The sequence below is a fragment of the Agrobacterium vacciniicorymbosi genome (genome assembly GCF_040427045.1).
GTDB lineage: Bacteria > Pseudomonadota > Alphaproteobacteria > Rhizobiales > Rhizobiaceae > Agrobacterium.
Genome location: NZ_JBETMF010000002.1, coordinates 344,942 through 361,110, shown reverse-complemented (window position 1 = coordinate 361,110; position 16,169 = coordinate 344,942). Strand labels below are relative to the sequence as shown.

The following is a 16,169-nucleotide window of genomic DNA, read 5'->3' as shown; positions in this document are numbered from 1 at the left end:
TCCCAGCCTGCTTCATTTTAGCATGTTGCCCAAAAAACACATTTGGGTGAGCAGCGTGGTGCAAAAGTTTACGAAAGCTTAAAAAATGCGTTGTGAATCCGAGACTTAAAGGGACTGGAAACAAATTGGCGGGGCATCGGATATATTAGAAAAGCGCTATAAGGCAGCGTCTTTGGTGCTTCGCTTTGTATTAAGGTACGCAATCCATCCGGCTCTCCGATCTCGATATGGTCGATAACAGTCATGCGCCGCACCCATCAGCAACAGAATCATCTTGCCTCGATTCGCCACGGTACGAATCGGCTCGCTACGTTTCCTTGGCAGCGGGCCTCCAACAGACGTGGAAAACATTCAAAGGAATGGTTCTTTTTCGTCTCTTTATAGAAAAGGCCTTGCATTCAATTTTTTTACACAATAATCAGGCGGCACCGGAGAGGTGGCCGAGTGGTCGAAGGCGCTCCCCTGCTAAGGGAGTATACGTCAAAAGCGTATCGTGGGTTCGAATCCCATCCTCTCCGCCATGACCATTGATTTCATTGCATAATCTGGCTCAAATATCTTTCTCGTCATACTCTTGATCGTGGCTTTATTGCCCGCTTGATCGCGTCTTTTGGCGAAAATCGCGCCATATCCAGCCTTCCACCGCTTCGCGGTGACTGCCCGCCCTCCCGGAGGTAAACTTTATTGCGGTTTTCCCGGTCCCGTGCGATGGTCTTTTCACTCTTCTTGCTTCTTTCCGTTTCTTCTTTTCTGTGGCCCGCCTCGCTCTAACCAGCGCGGCGGGTTTTCTTTTTTTTGGAAAATTGGCAACATCATGCAACTTAAACTGCTACCAGTTGCTTCGTACGGTATCGTACAAGGGCTTGAAGCAGAGCCAATCCTCTAATGATGCAGGGTATGGCAATGCTGAACGGAAATGTTTCGGTTCTGGTCGTGGAAGACGAACCTCTGATTCGGATGGCTCTAGTAGACGAGCTGATGTCAGAAGGCTTCGTTGTGGAGGAAGCTGATAGCGCTGATCGTGCTATCTTTCTTCTGGAGAGAAACCCTCAAATAAGGCTGGTCGTCACTGACATCGAGATGCCCGGAACCATGGACGGCCTCAAGTTGGCTGCGTTCGTAAGGGACCGCTGGCCACCGATAAAAATTATCATTGCGTCAGGACGAATTACACCCGGCCCGGTCGATCTGCCTAGCGGTTGCGATTTCATCAGCAAACCATTCGGGTTCCAACAGATAGCCGAAACTGTTCGAGCAGCCTTGTCTTAGGGTGCGCAAACGACGAGAAGCCCCACGGCGAACCGTAGGGCTTTGGTTAGGCGGCTTTGTATAGCGCCTTCAGTTCTTTTATGTCCTCGGCCAACATGCTGCTGTAGGAAGCGGCGGCGGCTTCAGCGATGGCCTTCGCGAAGGGCGAACCGTCCACCCACTTCACGGGAGACTGGCCTGTCTTCGGCGTTACTGAAGTCACCATAAACCCATATTCGTGATCGTGACACAGAACGATATCGCGCAGAGTCATTTGCAAATCGGTTAGGAACACCTCAACTCTCGCCAGCTTTCGAAAGCCTGTATTGTGATCATGACCGCTAATTGGCTCAATGCTGATTGTCTTAATCTTCAAGGCTTGCCCTCCTCTGCAATGATTGTGACGAAATCCCCTTTCTGAGAAGGATTGATGAGTTTGACGTTGTATCTGCGGTTTTCGCGGGTATCGCGAATGTACCATGTCGTGTTGATGGCCTTGGCTTTCGGCTGCATGCGGATTGTGATTTCCACGGTGCGAACGCCGGTAGGAATGCCGTTAAGTACGATTTGATCACCTGTCCGAACGTCGAATCGTCCGGCAGTGGTGAATTGCAAAGCAGGCGGGCCAGCGCCGGGAATGACGGTCCCAAAACCGTCATCCGAATCAGTTGGTTTCCAGAAGCCGAAGGAACGGCGAAGATCGCCGCCCCCAGTCATTGCTGTACCTCCGATGCCTGGGCATTTTGTGACACGCCGAGACGGGCCATGTTCAACGGCTCCATGTAGGTATCGCCGCCGGGAACCTTGCTCATGTTCTCAAAGCCGCGAATCTCATCAACCGACAAGAAACCAGCTTCACGGCCAATCTTGTAAGCAGCGTAGCGGGTAGCAAGATCACCTCGCAGAAGCCCCGATAAATCGTGCTCGATATAGTGTGTCTTGCGAGCTTCAGGCGAAAGCAGCGTAACGTTGTAGACGCTTTCGATTCGCTTGGCCCATGGCGCAAGGACTCGAGTCACGAGAGCGCGGCTTTCTTCACCGATGTTGCTATAGGTCGCATCGTCTGTGATACCGACTGCGGAAGGCGGGACGCCATACACGCGGCAGATATCGAGATTGGACAGCTTACGGCTTTCGAGGAATTCCGAGTCCTTTGCGGAAAACTGGAACGTCTCAAATTTCGCGCCACCATCCAAAACCATGACCTCGTTCGCCTTTAACTGACCGACGAAACGCTCCTTGAACTTGGCAATCGCTGATTCTTTTCCGTTGCCTGCGAGCTTTTCCGGGAAGATCAGTGCGCCAGCCGGACGGAAAGCATTTTCAGCTGCCGCGCCTGCCGTGTCCTGTTGAGCCAAGGCCAGCCCGAAGGTAGCGTTTGCGATCTGGATAGGCGAAAGGCCTAGAACGCCGTCTGTGGTCCGATAGCGTACGTGCAAGATTTCGTCTTGCGTGTATGTCTGCGTTCCACCGTTCTGCAATGCGACCTTATAGCGAAGGCGTCCGGTAGAAAGCCGCTCCACCGTGACAGAAGGCGACGGGATAGGATGCAGCGCGATAATCTGGCTACGGCCATTCCGTTCGATCCGGGCATAAGCGTTGCCGTACATCAGCGCGGCCACATTCATCCATTCCCGGCCTTCAAACGCGGTCAGGAAGGGCGAAAACGAATCCTTCAGCACTGTATAAAGCGAATGATCAGAAGCCGTTTCCCGGCCACCGTCATCCGTTTTACGGTAGACCTTCAGCGGAACCGCCGCCAGTTGCTCCGCGACAAGCTGGATGCACCGATGGGCAACGGCATGGCCGGAAGCCTTCTCGATATCGGCACGGGCCTGCCAGCGCGCACCAAGGAATTCACCTAGAAACGGGTCGCTTGAGGCTACGGCCCGTGCTTCTTGCGATTTAAACGGCCACATATTCACCTCCTTCCAGTTCCAAGATTCGAATGCGTCGTTGCGCGTCTGTCATTGGCTTGCGCGACCGGACAGCAAGCGACGTGCCGGAATAAGCCGGAAACGCCTGCACAACGCTGATTTCGCGAAGGTCAACGGCCTTCAGTGTCCGCTTTTCGCCATGCCATTCTTCGCCGCCCTCCGGCACGTTGAAGCCGAAGCTCATTCCGCCAATGTCTGAGCGGGCAGCGAGCGCAGCGATATCACGGCCTAGCTGTGTGTCTGGAAGGTCCAGTTCGAACCGGAGTCCCTTCTGATCCTCTGAGAGGATCAGGCTACCCGACCCACTACGGCCCAACACTTTGCCGGGGTCATGATCGACCAAAGCGAGAATATCCGGGTTCGAACGAAGCGAAGCACCGAAAGCGCCTGTCTGAATTACTTCGCTGAAATCGCCAATCCGGGTTTCATGGCCGAATGTGGCGACATAGCCGGACAGTTTCTTTCCTACGGCCTTAACGTCAGTTGCCGCACGTTTTTCAAAGTTGCTCAAAATGATACCTCCCTGAATGGCTGCACAAGGGCGTCAACGCCGAATGCGATTGCTTGTGGTGGTTTCTCCGCTGCGGCTTCGCGGTACGAATACCAATGGCCGACCAAAAGGAGGATTGCATGTTTTACGGGAGGCTGTGCCGGACTGGCGATGGTGACGCCGATTTCCGAAACGTAGCCTTCAGCCGCAAGAATCAGACCTGAGATGTAAGTGTCATCCTCCGCGTAATCTACGCGGAGGTGAGTCTTAGTCTCGGCCAGCGAGACAGCCGCCATATTAGGCGACGGCCTTCCATGCGAATGCTTCAGGATGGCGGATCGCCACGTCAGCATCAAGGAACGCATGCAGGCGGAGACCGCCCTTCGAAGCGTCTGTGTACGGGTTGGCGAGAATATCAACGCCCGACCAGTAGCCGATAAGAAGGTTTGCCCATGCGCCGAAGATCAGTGGGTTTTCACCGGCAATCGTCGGAACCTGATTCGTGGCAACGACGCGCTCACCGTGGAACGTCTCAGCCGTGGTAAGATTGCGCTGCTGGCCGTCCTTCAGCTTGCGGGCAACGGCCATCAAGGCCGGATTGGTCAAGAAACCTGTGGTGCCGGTTACGTCGTCAATCTGGAGCGCCGCGATAAGGTCCGCCGCAATGTCGCTCAGGTCCGTTGCCGTGGTTGCGCTTTCTGGAATCTGCGTAAGGATGCCGACCGGCTGCTTTGCGGCAGCGGTGCCGTTGATAGCGGCCTTGTCGAGAGCCTGCGCAAGCACAAATGCCAAGTCCTGACGAAGTACGTTTTCGAGCGCCACGCCGTTCTGAAGCAGCAAGCGGCGAGACAGGTACATTTCGCCAGAAACCGTCTTCGGAGACAGCGACACCTTATCAAAGGTCGCATCGCTTGCCGTGGTTGCCTCGTCCTCATTCACCCAATAGGCCTGCGGGCCAGATGCAAGGCGAGGAAGGTCAAGATTGCCCGTGAGGCCAGAAATGACTGTTGCGCCAAGAGACTGGACTGCGAGAACTGGACGAAGACGGTCAATAAGGCCACCCATGTTCGTTGCGACGGTGTTGCCAGCGGTGCCGGTAGTCAGCATGGCGCGGTTCTCTTCACCGAAGATAAGCGACGTAGGGACCATAACGCCGCGCACTTCGCGACCCTTGGAAAGTTCGTCATGTACTTCGCGTTCAACGCCGGTCAGGCTATCGCCATTGCCTTCGCGGATCGCCTTGGAAACAGAATAGGAACGCAGTTCGCGAGCCATGCCGTTATCAGCCGGTGCGGCTTCGTGGCGCTCGAATTCTGCGATGGTTGCTGCATTCTTGATCTGACCATCAAGAGCGCGGATTTCGGTTTCCAGTGCCGTGAACGCGGCTGTGTCCGGGTTTTCGCCAAGAGCCTTGATGGCTGCGAGTTTGGTCGAGCGTGTTTCACGGAGGTGGAAAAGATTGGTCAAATAGGTCTCCTTTTCTGGATAAGCGCGCAAAGAGCCACGCCGACGCGGAATTGCTCGGATTGGGTAGGCGCAACAATGTTATTGTTTGTCGTAGGTGTTGCCTGCGGCAACATGCTGCCCGCCCCTCATTCGGGACAGGCTCGCCGGTTCAAGTCTTGTGCTTGCGTCCGGTGATTGTGGTTATACTCCGTTTTTCTTGCTGATCAACAGTAAAACGCGAAAAGCAACGAAGTATATTTCTTCATCGTTTGCTTGACAAAACACCCGACTGGATTTTTTTGGTTAGCTCTACGTTCACATCAAAGCCCGTCGCTGCCGTGCTGATCGCGGGAACGTTAAAGCCTTCTTCTCCCTGTACTCTGCCTTCAGGCACACGTCCGGGTTCGTATTGTATCGGTTCAAAATGCCAGCCGTCCGAGTCATCTCTAGTACAAACGAAGTCTACCACTGAATTATGATTAACGTTTCCGCTATACCACTTGCTCAGAATAACCGTTTCAAGCGAGAAACCTTTGCCTTCTATTGTCATTACTTCCTCCTTAAGCATCCTCCATAAGACACGCTGGAAGAGCGTCGTCTTCCGTGTGTCGCGCCGCAGTCTGCAACGCCATGGCGAGTGCTACAAGTCCATCAATGCGCCCGGAGGCCTTCGACTTATCAAGCTTTCGTGCGCCGGACGGGTCTTTCGTAATGACAGCATTGGCAGCGCACATCTTCATGAGCGGGTTTCCAGCATGATTCACCTTCTGTTGCGCGACCGCGACTTCCAGCATGTCAACGGCTGGAGACATGTCTTTGTAGCCCTGCCCGAACGGCTGAAGCGGCAAATCAATCGAAGCCTTCGCCAGTTCGCGCCGTAAGTCCTCAATGCGCCAACGGTCAAAGGCAATCTCTTTGATATCGAACCTTCCGGCCTCGTCTGCGATGTATTCGGCCACGGCCTGCGGATCGATGACTTTTCCGGGCAACAGCGTGAGCCGTGACGACTCCTGACGCGCCCAAATGTCATAAGGAACGCGGTCATTCTCGCTTTTCCCGGCGATATCGAACTCCGGCAGAAAGAACCGTGGCAACACCGTAGAGCGGCCATCCTCTTCCGGGAAAACCAAAACGAAGGCCGTCAAATCTCGTGCCGCCGACAGGTCAAGAGCGCCATAGCATTCCCTGCCCTCAAGCGCGGTGTCGTCAATCGGGCCTAGATCGCAATCGTTCCACTCCCGCGCCGCTATGAATCGGACGGTGCCGTCAATCCGCTGGTTGAGAATCTTGTTTCGGAAATCGGCTTCCTTCGATGGAATCCGCTTTGCCTGTCCCGCCATGCGCTCAACTTGCTCCAGTTGCAGGAAGTCGCCTAGCGCTGGATTGGCCCTGATCCACGTATCGTAATCCCAAGGATCGTCGTCCGGGTCAGTCGTGAACAAGGCTAGATGAAAGGTTTCGTCTTCAATCTCGCCCGTTTTGACCTTCAAGCCATAGTCGATCATCTCCGAAAAGAAATGGGTGTCATCTTTAGCCTGTGTGCTGATCACAACAATTAGCGGCTCATCACGCGCACCAAGGGCGGAATCCATTGCGTCGAACAGGTCGCGCTTCGGCCAATATCCCGCTTCGTCGGCAAGGAAGAATGATGGCGACAAACCAAGCTTGGAATCAGCATCCGCGCTCACAGCCTTCAGAACGGACCCTTCACCGGGATAACCGGCCTCGACTTCGATTTCCTTTGAGAACTTGATAATGTTCACACGTTCCGAAAGCTCGACATGAGCCTCCAGCATGGCCTTGCATTCCGCCCACGCCTTACCGGCCTGAATCTTATCCATCGCACCGAAGTACAATTCCCCGCGCTGTTCGGCTTCAGGTCCGACAAGATGGCAAAGTGCGAGCGCCGCGCTCAATCCGGTCTTTCCGTTCTTGCGGCCCATAGACAAGACGGCAGTTCGTACAGGACGACGGCCATATTCGTCAGTAGCGTAAATCGGCGCAAGAAACTCTTTGATCTGCCATTCACGAAGCTGCATGTTCTGGCCTGCGAGCTTGCCTTGTGTGATTTTCATGTCATTGACGAATGCGACGACGGCTTCCAATCTTGTGAGGCCTTCGACCTCCCAAGGGAGCACCTTACGGTGCTGCTGCCCGCCCATTATGTCACCTGACCGACCTTTCGGCTTGGCCCCGATGCCTCTCTTGCCCAACAAAACACCTCCTTTCAGGTATCAATTTTCTTGATCCTTTCTCTTGTGCGATCAAAATTTTTGAAATTATGTATGCGCGAATGCCCCACGCCGATCCCAGAGCCGTTGACTTCCGTCTTAAGAGGCCCCCCGGTCCTGCATTCGGCCAGAGAGGCCCGTCAGGCGTCACTCCAGCCTTCAGGGTCAATCGGATTGCCATCCACATCGAAGCCAGCCCACGCCCGCCTGAAGCCGCTGCTCTTGCCTGTCTTGGCTGTCTTCCTGTCCTTCGCATTGGTCTTGCGGTTATGGCAGCTTGCACACATGCTGGTTAGCCCGGACGTGGGTGGAAAGGCCAAGCCTCCCGCATTGATTGCCTTGTCGTGGTCAACCACTTCAGCAATGACGATGACACCACGCGCACGGCACGGCTCACAGACCGGACATTCCATCAGCTTCGCAATACGCAACCGCTGCCATTGCGCCGTGCAATAGGGCCATTTGCTCATGAGGGGCGGGCAGCTTCGGGCGTAGCCCGAACCTTGATCACCTTGACCGGAATAGGCTGGTGCTGTTTGGGCAACCGACCTTTCCTGCTATTGTGCGCCCACACTTGACGATTATAGCTGGAGCGCTTCATTGCAATGCAATCCAACGACCACGGGCCAAACATTCGACCAGACCACGACGCTTCAGACGCAACAGGATTTCATTCATTTGAATCCGGGTGTAGCCAGCTAGACGCCCTAGGTTGACGGGTGATGCCGGTAAGGTCCGCTTGCGCAGGATCGTAAGCACCTTCTCGTCAGGTTCAGCCAATCCACTCCATGCGACCGGCTTGCCGACCAGCGCGTTGATTACGGTTTGGTTCTCAACGTGCATATTTCGCCCTCCGTTTTTCGTGACGCTCTAGCCTCTCCGACATTTCCTCTTTCGCCTTATCGGCACCCTTGATGGCGCGAGCAAATCTTTCGCCGCTCACATGAAACTCGTGGACTTGACCTTCTTCCTCCCTAACCAGCTTGCCGCCCAACAACCGAGACCGCATCGTAAGGTAGTAGCCATCCTCAACCGCAATGACCTCGTAAGCGCGTGGCTTTCGATTTGATACAAGCTCATCGTCTATGAGATACATGCCATTCCACCATTCTGCTTTTTCCATTTCGTATTCTCCCTTCGTCTAAATGATAGGTACAAGCGGTAGTTACGGTAGTTTGCACAAACCGAAATACCCTTACTACCGATACTATTTAATGTGATGCTAGAAGGACTTAGCTAATCAGTCCAAATATTAGCAATGTTGAAACTACCGTAACTACCGTTCCTACTTCATGGTATGGTAGTTTCGTTCGTCATTAGCTTTTCGGCTCTAGGCCGCGCAGAACCCATTTGCCACGTCCAACCCGTGTAACCTTATGGCTCTGGCTCAACCGCTTGAGGCTCTTCGAAACATCAAGAGGCTTTTCGTGGATAACCGCTGCCAGTTCGCTCGGTCCAATAGCGTTGCCGTTCATGAACCCAAGCTGCTCCAAAATCTTCGCCGTTACGTCGCCGTATTCCCTACGGTCGCTATCGTCGCTTTCGGTATCCATTTCCCAAACGCAAGCGTCGGCGTCGAACCGGACCTTGAAGTCGAATTCCTGAAAGTCGCGACCACGGCCATAAAGCTCCAAATCGCCATTTTCATTTGGGACAAGCAATATCGTTCCATCCGCCGCGCCCGAAATGCCGCCCGTCCCGCTCACGCGGTCGAAGGGGTCAACCGCGCTGGCACTGCCCTTGTTCGTGTGGTGCACGATGACAATGCAAACGCGATACTTGTTCGCCAGCTTCGTTAGAGGCCGCACGTCGCCATAATCCCGCTCGTAAGGATCAACTTTGCCCTTCCGTGGCTCTCGAAACATTTTGAGAACGTCCACGATGACCAACGATGCGTCAGGATGATCTTGCAACCACTCTTCCACCTCCTTCAGCCCGCCTTTCTCTGCGGTAGGTATCTGGATTTGGAAGTCGAGCGCATCCGTGAATGATTCCGCGCCTTCAATTTCCTGCTTTCCCAACCGATCCTGAAGGCGAATAAAGCCGTCTTCGAGCGCAAGATACAAAACGTCGCCTTGCTCCGTCCTATGCCCCATAAATGGAATGCCAGCCTCAACACAGCGCGCAAGCTGTAGCGAAAGCCATGACTTGCCCTGCTTCGGCGGACCGACTAGGAGCAAGCACCCGGCAGGGAACAACCCCTCTACGATCTGGCGCGGCTTTTCAAACCTGCGTCGCATCAATTGCTTTGCTGTCAGTCTGACTTCTTCTGGCTCTTCCTCAAATTCGGGCTTTGGCTTCTCGTCCCGCGCTTTTGTTCTTCGGGCTGATCGCGCTCCTAGCTTCTCGAAGTTGAACTTGCCCTTCCAGCCGTGGCCGTCATCTTCTGCATGCGATTCCGTCATCAGTGCGCGGTGCGAGACGCGATCCGCTCATCAAGCCAGCCTGTGACCTCAGACCGAACGTAAGCAAACCGTCGCTCGCTTATCTGGATAGGTTTCGGAAATAGACCGGCAGCGGCCATTGCGGCCAGTTGAACGGTTGAAAGCGTCGTTTCGGTTGCCGCATCCTTGGCAGAAATTAGACGCGGTTGGGCATTCTCGGACATGGGTTCTCCTTTGCTGTTTCGTATGGTTTCCTTTCACCAGCGGAGACGGGGCGGGCAGCAGCAAGGCCTTTAGGCCGCGCAGATATCCAGCCGGTCGAGCCGGTACAGGGTTCAAATTGTAAAGATTGTGTCGGGGTCCACGCATAATGCAGGCAACGTTCAAGACGTGCAGGGCTTCCGCGCTTCGGGCAACGAGGGTTCACTACCACGCAAGATTATTGCGCGTCAACTCAATTTACAGCAATATATGAAAAATAGTGAAGTTGCTGTGTTCAGCCTTCCAGATAGACACCCCAGTCCGTCATAAGGGCGCGCCTCTTATCCATGGCTGTTGACCGACGATAGGCCCTTTCGACCTTGTTTCCGACCATATGCGCCAAGCATTCTTCGGCTGTCTCACGGGCGTGGGTAGTCTCGTTTCCAGCCCAATCACGGAACATAGAGCGCAGCCCGTGCAACGTCGCCACCTTATCACCGCTGGCAAGGCGCAAGGCTTTCGTCATGGCAACGCCCGTAACTGGCTGACCGCCCTTATGACCTTCAAACAGGAAATCGCACGTTGCCAGATTCCGCCGCTCTTCGATTATCTCAATCATGCGCGGGGTTAAAGGAACGATGTGTTCCACATGGGCCTTCATCCGCTCTGCCGGGATCGTCCATAGCTTTTCCTTCATGTCAAATTCGCTAAATGGCGCATTCAAGGCCTCAGAAAAGCGAACGGCAGACAGGGCAAGAAACTCCACGGCTCGCGCTGCCGTACCTTTGGATTTACGAAGGCCCTTGATGGCGTCCGGTGCGTTCCGGTAATCTAGTGCGGCATGGTTCTTCACAATGCGCTTCGTGCGCTTCGGCATAAGGATTTCAATAACCTTTTTGTCTGCCGGATCGTCGCCGCTGCACATTTTTTCAGCCTTACCATATTGCCAGACAGCGGATATCCGGCTTCGGGTGCGGTTGGCAGTCTCAACCTTTTCACTCCAAATGGGCGCAAGGCAGTTCACAACGTCAGTAGTCGTTATTGCGGACAGGGGAAGGCCGTGGAGTGGCTTCGCATACTCCCTCAGTGTCATAGACCATTGAGCCTTGGATGCCTCTCCCTTCAAGCCTGCGGCCTTATTGTCGATGACGATATCCATGATGTCTTTGAACGTCTTCGTTTGGTCGCTCGCGTCGCCGCCTCTTGCAAGCTTTTCGCGCAACTCTGCTGCCTTTTCCCGTGCCAATGACAGAGAGACAGGCGCGGTGCCGCTATCGTACCCGCCAAGGCCTCTTTCGTGGCGCTTGATTTTTCCGGTGCGCGAGTCCTTGCGTCGCCAAACGAAAACCCATGAACGTGAGCCTGTATCTCTTATACGGAGGAACAATCCGTCACCGTCGCAATAAATTCCAGCGCCCGACAGCTTCTTGATTTTCGTTTCAGTGAGGAGGTTTCGCGCCATTTCCGATGTCTCTTTCGTCATAACCTAGCAACGAAAAAATACGTAAAACTGGAGAAAAAACAAGCGGTTCGATACGTATTTTACGCATATTGGCTAGGCAAACGGACATCCTCTCCGCCATCAAAACAATCCCCCTACATTTCCCCTATATCAATGTCGCTGCACTGCGGAACATTCGTGGGCCTACTGCGTTACCACCTCGACCAACAGCAAGAGGTGATTTCAAATGGCTCAGACCAAATTGAACGTTGTGGAAGACACAGTCGAGAATCAGATTGCAGAGCTGCGTTCGCAGATTTCTTCGCTTTCCAAATCCGTTTCGGCGCGTGCGGGCACTTTTTCCGAAGATGCTTCTGAATTCGTAGACGAAGCACGTGGCCGTGTGCAGCGCGTGGCACAGACCGCCGCTCAGACGGTGAAGGCGCAGGGCCACAATGTGGTTGAAGCCGTGAAGGAAAATCCAGGCACGGCAACATCGCTGCTGACAGTTGTCGGCGCGCTGGGCTTTGCTCTCGGCTATTTCGTCGCGACAGCGGCCAATGAGCAGAAGAGCAGCAGCATTTATCGCTGGCGCTGATTTTTCATAACCATTCATGAGAGGCAGGGAGAATCGCTCTCCTTGCCTTTTTTGTTATTCTGGAGCGCCAATGCTCCAGCACGATCTTAAGGGAGAACCGCGATGCACTTTACCGAAGAACTGGAAACCGCCCTTGCCGCCTTTGCCAACGAAAGCAATCTGGGCCGCGAAGAGGCGATCCAGCGCATTTTGAGAGAATGGCTGATCCGCGAGGGCTTTCTGTTTTCCGGCGAGGAAGGCATCCATCCGGCAAAGCTCAATGCCAGCAATGATGACTGAGTAGAATCAGTAGCTGGAAGCCTTCACGGCTTCCCCGCCCTTGTAGCGGGCGCAGAGCGCGCGGATAGCGTTTGAAAACTCCGTAACGTCAGCACCTACAGCCACAAAAGACGCGCCAAGCTCCAGATAGCGCTTATTGTAGGTCTCGTTGAAGGTTAGAATGCCAGCGGCCTTGCCTGCCGCCACGATTTTGCGGATCGCGCCTTCGATCACATCCTGCACTTCTTTCTCATCGATACGACCGAGATAGCCCATATCGGCGGCCAGATCTGCCGGGCCGATGAAAACGCCGTCGATTCCATCGACCTCGAGGATGTTATCGAGATCGGCAATGGCTGCACGCGTTTCCGCCTGTACCAACAGGCATAGGCCATCTGAGGCGCTTTGCGCATAATTCTCTATCGTGTTGAAACCCGATGCCCGCGCCACGGCAGCGCCCATGCCGCGAATGCCGCGCGGTGGATAATGCATGGCCGCGACCAGTTCCTGCGCCTGCGCCGCCGAGTCGACCATGGGAATGAGCAGCGTGCGTGCACCGGCATCCAGCAGTTGCTTGATGATCCAGCTTTCGCCCGTCGGCACCCGCACCACCGGCTCGGCTGGGGATGTGGCAAGCGCCCGTAACTGGTCAATGATGCTGCGCAGATCGTTCGGCCCATGCTCGCCGTCGATGACCAACCAGTCGAAACCGGCGGTTCCAGCAATCTCGGCGGTAATGGCCTCGCCCATGTCCAGCCACAGGCCGATTTGCGGCTTGCCCTGATGAATGGCGGTCTTGAAGCGGTTTTCTGAGACGGGCATGGAAAGTCCTTTAAGAAAGCAGCAATTTCAGGTCGGCGGAATGGTCGGCAAGGACAGCGCGATTCGGCTGCTTGCCGGTATCGAGCAGCTTCTTGCCGCTGACATAGGCCTTGGCATCGTTGATCGCATCCACGGCAACGAACTGGCCCTGCCGAAAATACCAGATAGAATGGCTGCCTTCGCGCTGGCCGGGGCGCAGCAGGGTCTCGTCAAAACCCATGTTGAAACCGGCAATCTGCAATTTCACATCATATTGGTCGGACCAGAACCACGGCTTCGGCTGATAGGGCTTGTCCTCGCCCGCCAGAACAACGGCGGCGGCCTCGGCCTGATCCACGGCATTCTGCACGGATTCCAGCCGGACATTCTGGCCGTTCAGCGGTAACAGGGCGCAATCACCCATGGCGTGAATATCCGGGTCGGACGTGCGGGTGAAGGCATCGACCAGAACGCCGTTGCCGATATCCAGCCCCGAATCGCGCGCCAGCCTGTCATTGGGGATGACGCCGATGCCGACGATAACGAAATCCACCTCGAGCATCGTGCCATCGGAAAGCTCTGCGGCGGTCACGCGCCCATCCGTGCCGATCAACCGCGTCAGCCCGGTCTTTTCGCGAATCGTAACGCCGCGGGATTGGTGAATGTCGCGCATGATGCTGGCGGTTTCGGCAGAGGCGACGCGTTGCAATATCCGGTCCGCCATTTCAATCAGCGTGACCTCCAGCCCCAGCTGCCGGGCAACGGCTGCCGCTTCCAGCCCGATATAGCCACCACCGATGACCAGCAATTTGCGGCCCGGCTGCATTTCTTCCATCAGCCGGTCGGCATCGCGCTTGTCGCGAACGGTCAGCACGCCATCCAGATCGCCGCCCACGCCCGCCGGTAAGGTGCGGGGCGTGGCGCCTGTGGCCAGCGCCAGCTTGTCATAGGAAAGGCGGCTGCCATCCTGCATGCGCACGGTCTTGGCGTTGCGGTCTACCTCCTCGACCCAGGTAGAAAGACGGAGATCGACATTGTTTTCGGCAAACCATTCGGCAGGCCGAAACTCCAGCCGATCGAAGCTCATTTCGCCCATCAGATATTTCTTGGAAAGCGGTGGGCGCTGGTAAGGCAGAACCGCCTCGGAGCCGACAATGGTAATTGGCCGCTCGTCCTTTAACGCGCGCAGTTTGGCGGCAAGGGAAAAGGCGGCCTGGCCCGCACCAACGATGACGAGTGTGCCTGCCATATGCTGCTCCATCAGTCCTAAAGTTCACCAAGGCGTAACGCCAAGTACGCAGCACGTCAACCACATTGACCGCCCGCCCTGCTGGCCAGACGCTTCGGCGAAACAGTTTTGCGCAACCTTCTGGGACTAAACACGTTTCAGCACGGGCGTCCGCGTCATCGGCAGGAAGCGCTGTGGCAAAACAGGCCAGAAACGTTGCAATTTGAACGTTTCCATTCAGCATTCGGCAATGAAGCGGGCGTAAGATTGTATCAAGAACAAAAAGGCAATCGGGAGGTTGTCATGGCGCTCAATATCAACATTAATGCGAACGACGCCGTTCCACAGGACGAGATGTATGAAAAATACAGTGTGGATCGTCCCGGCAAGATAACCTTTATCGGCCACCATCTCAGCGCCAAGAACACCATGCGCTGCCTCATCCGCAATATCTCGCTTTATGGTGCGGATATAGAAGTCAGCCCGCATCTGGATTTGCCGAGTAATTTCTATCTGGAAGTGCTGGGCATTCGCGATGAGATCGGCTGCACTTTGATCCGGCGTGAAGTGGAACAGGCAACGGTCGGCTTCAATATGTTGATCGACGCGGAATTCCTGCATCATATTCGCCGCCTGAGCTTTGAAACGGCGGTTTGACGGCCAGTCCGTTCTGCCTTGCGCGCCAAACACCCCTTTAAAAAACAACGGCAATGTTTCCGGCCCGCCTTGCGCGGGCCAATTTTGATTCTATTGTGAGGCCCGTCTTTCAACGGATAACGGAACTCTCTGAAATGTCCGCATTTTCGCGCTTTACGTCGCTCGCCGCTTCGCTTCCTTCCTCCGTGCCTTTCGTCGGGCCAGAGGCGATAGAGCGCAACCGCAAGCTCGCCGTTAAGGCACGAATCGGCGCGAATGAGAGCGGTTTCGGCCCTGCGCCTTCGGTGCTGGAGGCCATGAAGCAGGCGGCATCCGAGACCTGGATGTATTCCGACCCGGAAAACTTCGAATTGCGGGAAGCGCTCGCCATCTACCACGGCGTTTCGCGCGATAATATTGCCATCGGCAACGGCGTTGATGGACTTTTGGGAGAAATCGTGCGGCTGGTGGTGGAACCCGGCACGCCTGTTGTCACCTCCTATGGCGGTTACCCCACCTTCAACTACCATGTGAATGGCTTTGGCGGTCGTCTGGTCACCACACCCTATTTCGATGACCATGAAAATCTGGATGGCCTGCTCGATCAGGTCAAAAAGGAAAACGCGCCGCTGGTGTATTTCGCCAATCCGGATAACCCCATGGGCAGCTGGTGGGAAGCAAGCGAGGTTCTGACGTTCGCCAAGGCCCTGCCGGAAACCTGTCTGCTGGTGCTGGATGAGGCCTATTGCGAAACCGCGCCGGAAAGCGCCGTTCCCAGCGTCCGCGCCATGATCGGCATGCCCAATGTGCTGCGCATGCGCACCTTCTCCAAGGCTTACGGTCTGGCAGGCGCACGCGTGGGTTATGCCATCGGCACGCTGGGCAATGCGCAGGCCTTCGATAAAATCCGCAATCACTTCGGCATGCCCCGCGTGTCGGTCGCAGCCGCGCTGGCAGCTCTGAAGGATCAGGCCTATCTGCGCGATGTGGTCAAACGCATCGCCAACGCCCGCGAGCGCATCTCCACCATCGCCCGCCAGAATGGCCTCTCCCCCCTTCCCTCCGCCACCAACTTCGTCACCATCGATTGCCACAAGGACGGCGCTTACGCCAAAGCCATCGTGGACGGCCTGATGGAACACGGCGTCTTCGTCCGCATGCCCGGCGTAGAACCGCTGAACCGCTGCATCCGCGTGAGTGCGGCCCCGGACGCCAAGCTGGATTTGTTTGCCGAAGCGCTGCCGAAGGTGCTGACGGGGTTGGGTTGAGG

21 protein-coding genes, 1 tRNA gene and 1 pseudogene are annotated in these 16,169 nt (G+C 55.5%); 6 read left to right on the top strand and 17 right to left on the bottom strand.

What is annotated here, in order from left to right:
- The first annotated feature begins 430 nt into the window (after positions 1-430).
- Together ABUK73_RS05065 and ABUK73_RS05060 are read left to right on the top strand one after the other, a co-directional pair.
- Positions 431-521 (top strand) — tRNA-Ser (locus ABUK73_RS05065).
- 382 nt (positions 522-903) lie between these two features.
- Positions 904-1,269: a response regulator gene (locus ABUK73_RS05060; protein WP_353576312.1), complete on the top strand. Its 366-nt coding sequence runs from the start codon at positions 904-906 to the stop codon at positions 1,267-1,269.
- A 46-nt stretch (positions 1,270-1,315) separates the two neighbouring features.
- Here the strand turns inward: ABUK73_RS05060 and ABUK73_RS05055 are convergent, their stop codons facing one another.
- The 15 genes and pseudogenes from ABUK73_RS05055 to ABUK73_RS04985 all read right to left on the bottom strand — a co-directional run.
- A complete protein-coding gene (locus ABUK73_RS05055; protein WP_353576311.1) occupies positions 1,316-1,624 on the bottom strand; it encodes a hypothetical protein in 309 nt (102 codons plus the stop codon).
- A complete protein-coding gene (locus ABUK73_RS05050; protein WP_353576310.1) occupies positions 1,621-1,965 on the bottom strand; it encodes a phage head completion protein in 345 nt (114 codons plus the stop codon). Before ABUK73_RS05050 ends, ABUK73_RS05055 begins: the two co-directional genes overlap by 4 nt.
- Entirely contained in the window at positions 1,962-3,167 is a 1,206-nt protein-coding gene (locus tag ABUK73_RS05045) for a phage portal protein (RefSeq protein WP_353576309.1), read from the bottom strand. Before ABUK73_RS05045 ends, ABUK73_RS05050 begins: the two co-directional genes overlap by 4 nt.
- A complete protein-coding gene (locus tag ABUK73_RS05040) occupies positions 3,154-3,696 on the bottom strand; it encodes an HK97 family phage prohead protease (protein ID WP_353576308.1) in 543 nt (180 codons plus the stop codon). The genes ABUK73_RS05045 and ABUK73_RS05040 overlap by 14 nt, the downstream gene beginning before the upstream one ends.
- Positions 3,693-3,971, bottom strand: a complete 279-nt coding sequence (locus tag ABUK73_RS05035; protein WP_353576307.1) for a head-tail connector protein — start codon at positions 3,969-3,971, stop codon at positions 3,693-3,695. Before ABUK73_RS05035 ends, ABUK73_RS05040 begins: the two co-directional genes overlap by 4 nt.
- Before the next feature lies 1 nt (position 3,972).
- A complete protein-coding gene (locus ABUK73_RS05030; RefSeq protein WP_353576306.1) occupies positions 3,973-5,142 on the bottom strand; it encodes a phage major capsid protein in 1,170 nt (389 codons plus the stop codon).
- A 241-nt stretch (positions 5,143-5,383) separates the two neighbouring features.
- The gene (locus ABUK73_RS05025) at positions 5,384-5,671 is read right to left on the bottom strand and encodes a hypothetical protein (protein ID WP_353576305.1); all 288 of its coding nucleotides are present in this window, start codon (positions 5,669-5,671) and stop codon (positions 5,384-5,386) included.
- Between the two features lie 10 nt (positions 5,672-5,681).
- Positions 5,682-7,283: a terminase large subunit gene (locus tag ABUK73_RS05020; RefSeq protein WP_353576304.1), complete on the bottom strand. Its 1,602-nt coding sequence runs from the start codon at positions 7,281-7,283 to the stop codon at positions 5,682-5,684.
- 209 nt (positions 7,284-7,492) lie between these two features.
- On the bottom strand, positions 7,493-7,822 hold the full coding sequence (locus ABUK73_RS05015) for a hypothetical protein (RefSeq protein ID WP_353576303.1): 330 nt from the start codon (positions 7,820-7,822) through the stop codon (positions 7,493-7,495).
- Between the two features lie 127 nt (positions 7,823-7,949).
- Complete coding sequence (locus tag ABUK73_RS05010) at positions 7,950-8,195, bottom strand: hypothetical protein (protein ID WP_353576302.1); 246 nt, start codon at positions 8,193-8,195, stop codon at positions 7,950-7,952.
- Positions 8,185-8,475, bottom strand: a complete 291-nt coding sequence (locus ABUK73_RS05005) for a hypothetical protein (protein ID WP_353576301.1) — start codon at positions 8,473-8,475, stop codon at positions 8,185-8,187. The genes ABUK73_RS05010 and ABUK73_RS05005 overlap by 11 nt, the downstream gene beginning before the upstream one ends.
- 193 nt (positions 8,476-8,668) lie before the next feature.
- Positions 8,669-9,757 (bottom strand): AAA family ATPase, encoded by a 1,089-nt coding sequence (locus ABUK73_RS05000; RefSeq protein WP_353576300.1) that lies wholly within the window; start codon positions 9,755-9,757, stop codon positions 8,669-8,671.
- Positions 9,757-9,960, bottom strand: coding sequence for a helix-turn-helix transcriptional regulator (locus ABUK73_RS04995; protein ID WP_353576299.1), 204 nt, complete (start codon positions 9,958-9,960; stop codon positions 9,757-9,759). Before ABUK73_RS04995 ends, ABUK73_RS05000 begins: the two co-directional genes overlap by 1 nt.
- 272 nt (positions 9,961-10,232) lie before the next feature.
- Positions 10,233-11,096, bottom strand: a complete 864-nt coding sequence (locus ABUK73_RS04990; RefSeq protein ID WP_353576464.1) for a tyrosine-type recombinase/integrase — start codon at positions 11,094-11,096, stop codon at positions 10,233-10,235.
- 27 nt (positions 11,097-11,123) lie between these two features.
- Positions 11,124-11,399 (bottom strand): annotated as a pseudogene (locus tag ABUK73_RS04985) (Arm DNA-binding domain-containing protein); the annotation flags it as partial.
- 226 nt (positions 11,400-11,625) lie between these two features.
- On the opposite strand from ABUK73_RS04985, the gene ABUK73_RS04980 reads away from it, so the two are divergent.
- Together ABUK73_RS04980 and ABUK73_RS04975 are read left to right on the top strand one after the other, a co-directional pair.
- The gene (locus ABUK73_RS04980; RefSeq protein ID WP_353576298.1) at positions 11,626-11,976 is read left to right on the top strand and encodes a hypothetical protein; all 351 of its coding nucleotides are present in this window, start codon (positions 11,626-11,628) and stop codon (positions 11,974-11,976) included.
- A gap of 102 nt (positions 11,977-12,078) precedes the next feature.
- Positions 12,079-12,255, top strand: coding sequence for a hypothetical protein (locus tag ABUK73_RS04975; RefSeq protein ID WP_353576297.1), 177 nt, complete (start codon positions 12,079-12,081; stop codon positions 12,253-12,255).
- Positions 12,256-12,261: 6 nt separating this feature from the next.
- Here ABUK73_RS04975 and ABUK73_RS04970 read toward each other — a convergent pair whose 3' ends face one another.
- Both ABUK73_RS04970 and ABUK73_RS04965 read right to left on the bottom strand, forming a co-directional pair.
- Complete coding sequence (locus ABUK73_RS04970) at positions 12,262-13,056, bottom strand: HpcH/HpaI aldolase/citrate lyase family protein (RefSeq protein ID WP_353576296.1); 795 nt, start codon at positions 13,054-13,056, stop codon at positions 12,262-12,264.
- Between the two features lie 10 nt (positions 13,057-13,066).
- Positions 13,067-14,284, bottom strand: a complete 1,218-nt coding sequence (locus ABUK73_RS04965) for an NAD(P)/FAD-dependent oxidoreductase (RefSeq protein ID WP_353576295.1) — start codon at positions 14,282-14,284, stop codon at positions 13,067-13,069.
- 282 nt (positions 14,285-14,566) lie between these two features.
- Between ABUK73_RS04965 and ABUK73_RS04960 the strand changes: the two genes are divergently transcribed.
- Positions 14,567-14,920, top strand: a complete 354-nt coding sequence (locus ABUK73_RS04960; protein ID WP_113087158.1) for a hypothetical protein — start codon at positions 14,567-14,569, stop codon at positions 14,918-14,920.
- Positions 14,921-15,054: 134 nt separating this feature from the next.
- Positions 15,055-16,167, top strand: coding sequence for a pyridoxal phosphate-dependent aminotransferase (locus tag ABUK73_RS04955; RefSeq protein ID WP_353576294.1), 1,113 nt, complete (start codon positions 15,055-15,057; stop codon positions 16,165-16,167).
- Positions 16,168-16,169 lie beyond the last annotated feature (2 nt).

Coding starts and splice junctions, on each gene's coding strand:
- ABUK73_RS05060 (WP_353576312.1), top strand. CDS start 904: ATGCTGAACGGAAATGTTTCGGTTCTGGTCGTGGAAGACGAACCTCTG.
- ABUK73_RS05050 (WP_353576310.1), bottom strand. CDS start 1,965: ATGACTGGGGGCGGCGATCTTCGCCGTTCCTTCGGCTTCTGGAAACCA.
- ABUK73_RS05045 (WP_353576309.1), bottom strand. CDS start 3,167: ATGTGGCCGTTTAAATCGCAAGAAGCACGGGCCGTAGCCTCAAGCGAC.
- ABUK73_RS05035 (WP_353576307.1), bottom strand. CDS start 3,971: ATGGCGGCTGTCTCGCTGGCCGAGACTAAGACTCACCTCCGCGTAGAT.
- ABUK73_RS05025 (WP_353576305.1), bottom strand. CDS start 5,671: ATGACAATAGAAGGCAAAGGTTTCTCGCTTGAAACGGTTATTCTGAGC.
- ABUK73_RS05020 (WP_353576304.1), bottom strand. CDS start 7,283: ATGGGCGGGCAGCAGCACCGTAAGGTGCTCCCTTGGGAGGTCGAAGGC.
- ABUK73_RS05015 (WP_353576303.1), bottom strand. CDS start 7,822: ATGAGCAAATGGCCCTATTGCACGGCGCAATGGCAGCGGTTGCGTATT.
- ABUK73_RS05010 (WP_353576302.1), bottom strand. CDS start 8,195: ATGCACGTTGAGAACCAAACCGTAATCAACGCGCTGGTCGGCAAGCCG.
- ABUK73_RS05005 (WP_353576301.1), bottom strand. CDS start 8,475: ATGGAAAAAGCAGAATGGTGGAATGGCATGTATCTCATAGACGATGAG.
- ABUK73_RS05000 (WP_353576300.1), bottom strand. CDS start 9,757: ATGACGGAATCGCATGCAGAAGATGACGGCCACGGCTGGAAGGGCAAG.
- ABUK73_RS04995 (WP_353576299.1), bottom strand. CDS start 9,960: ATGTCCGAGAATGCCCAACCGCGTCTAATTTCTGCCAAGGATGCGGCA.
- ABUK73_RS04990 (WP_353576464.1), bottom strand. CDS start 11,096: ATGGATATCGTCATCGACAATAAGGCCGCAGGCTTGAAGGGAGAGGCA.
- ABUK73_RS04980 (WP_353576298.1), top strand. CDS start 11,626: ATGGCTCAGACCAAATTGAACGTTGTGGAAGACACAGTCGAGAATCAG.
- ABUK73_RS04975 (WP_353576297.1), top strand. CDS start 12,079: ATGCACTTTACCGAAGAACTGGAAACCGCCCTTGCCGCCTTTGCCAAC.
- ABUK73_RS04970 (WP_353576296.1), bottom strand. CDS start 13,056: ATGCCCGTCTCAGAAAACCGCTTCAAGACCGCCATTCATCAGGGCAAG.
- ABUK73_RS04965 (WP_353576295.1), bottom strand. CDS start 14,284: ATGGCAGGCACACTCGTCATCGTTGGTGCGGGCCAGGCCGCCTTTTCC.
- ABUK73_RS04960 (WP_113087158.1), top strand. CDS start 14,567: ATGGCGCTCAATATCAACATTAATGCGAACGACGCCGTTCCACAGGAC.
- ABUK73_RS04955 (WP_353576294.1), top strand. CDS start 15,055: ATGTCCGCATTTTCGCGCTTTACGTCGCTCGCCGCTTCGCTTCCTTCC.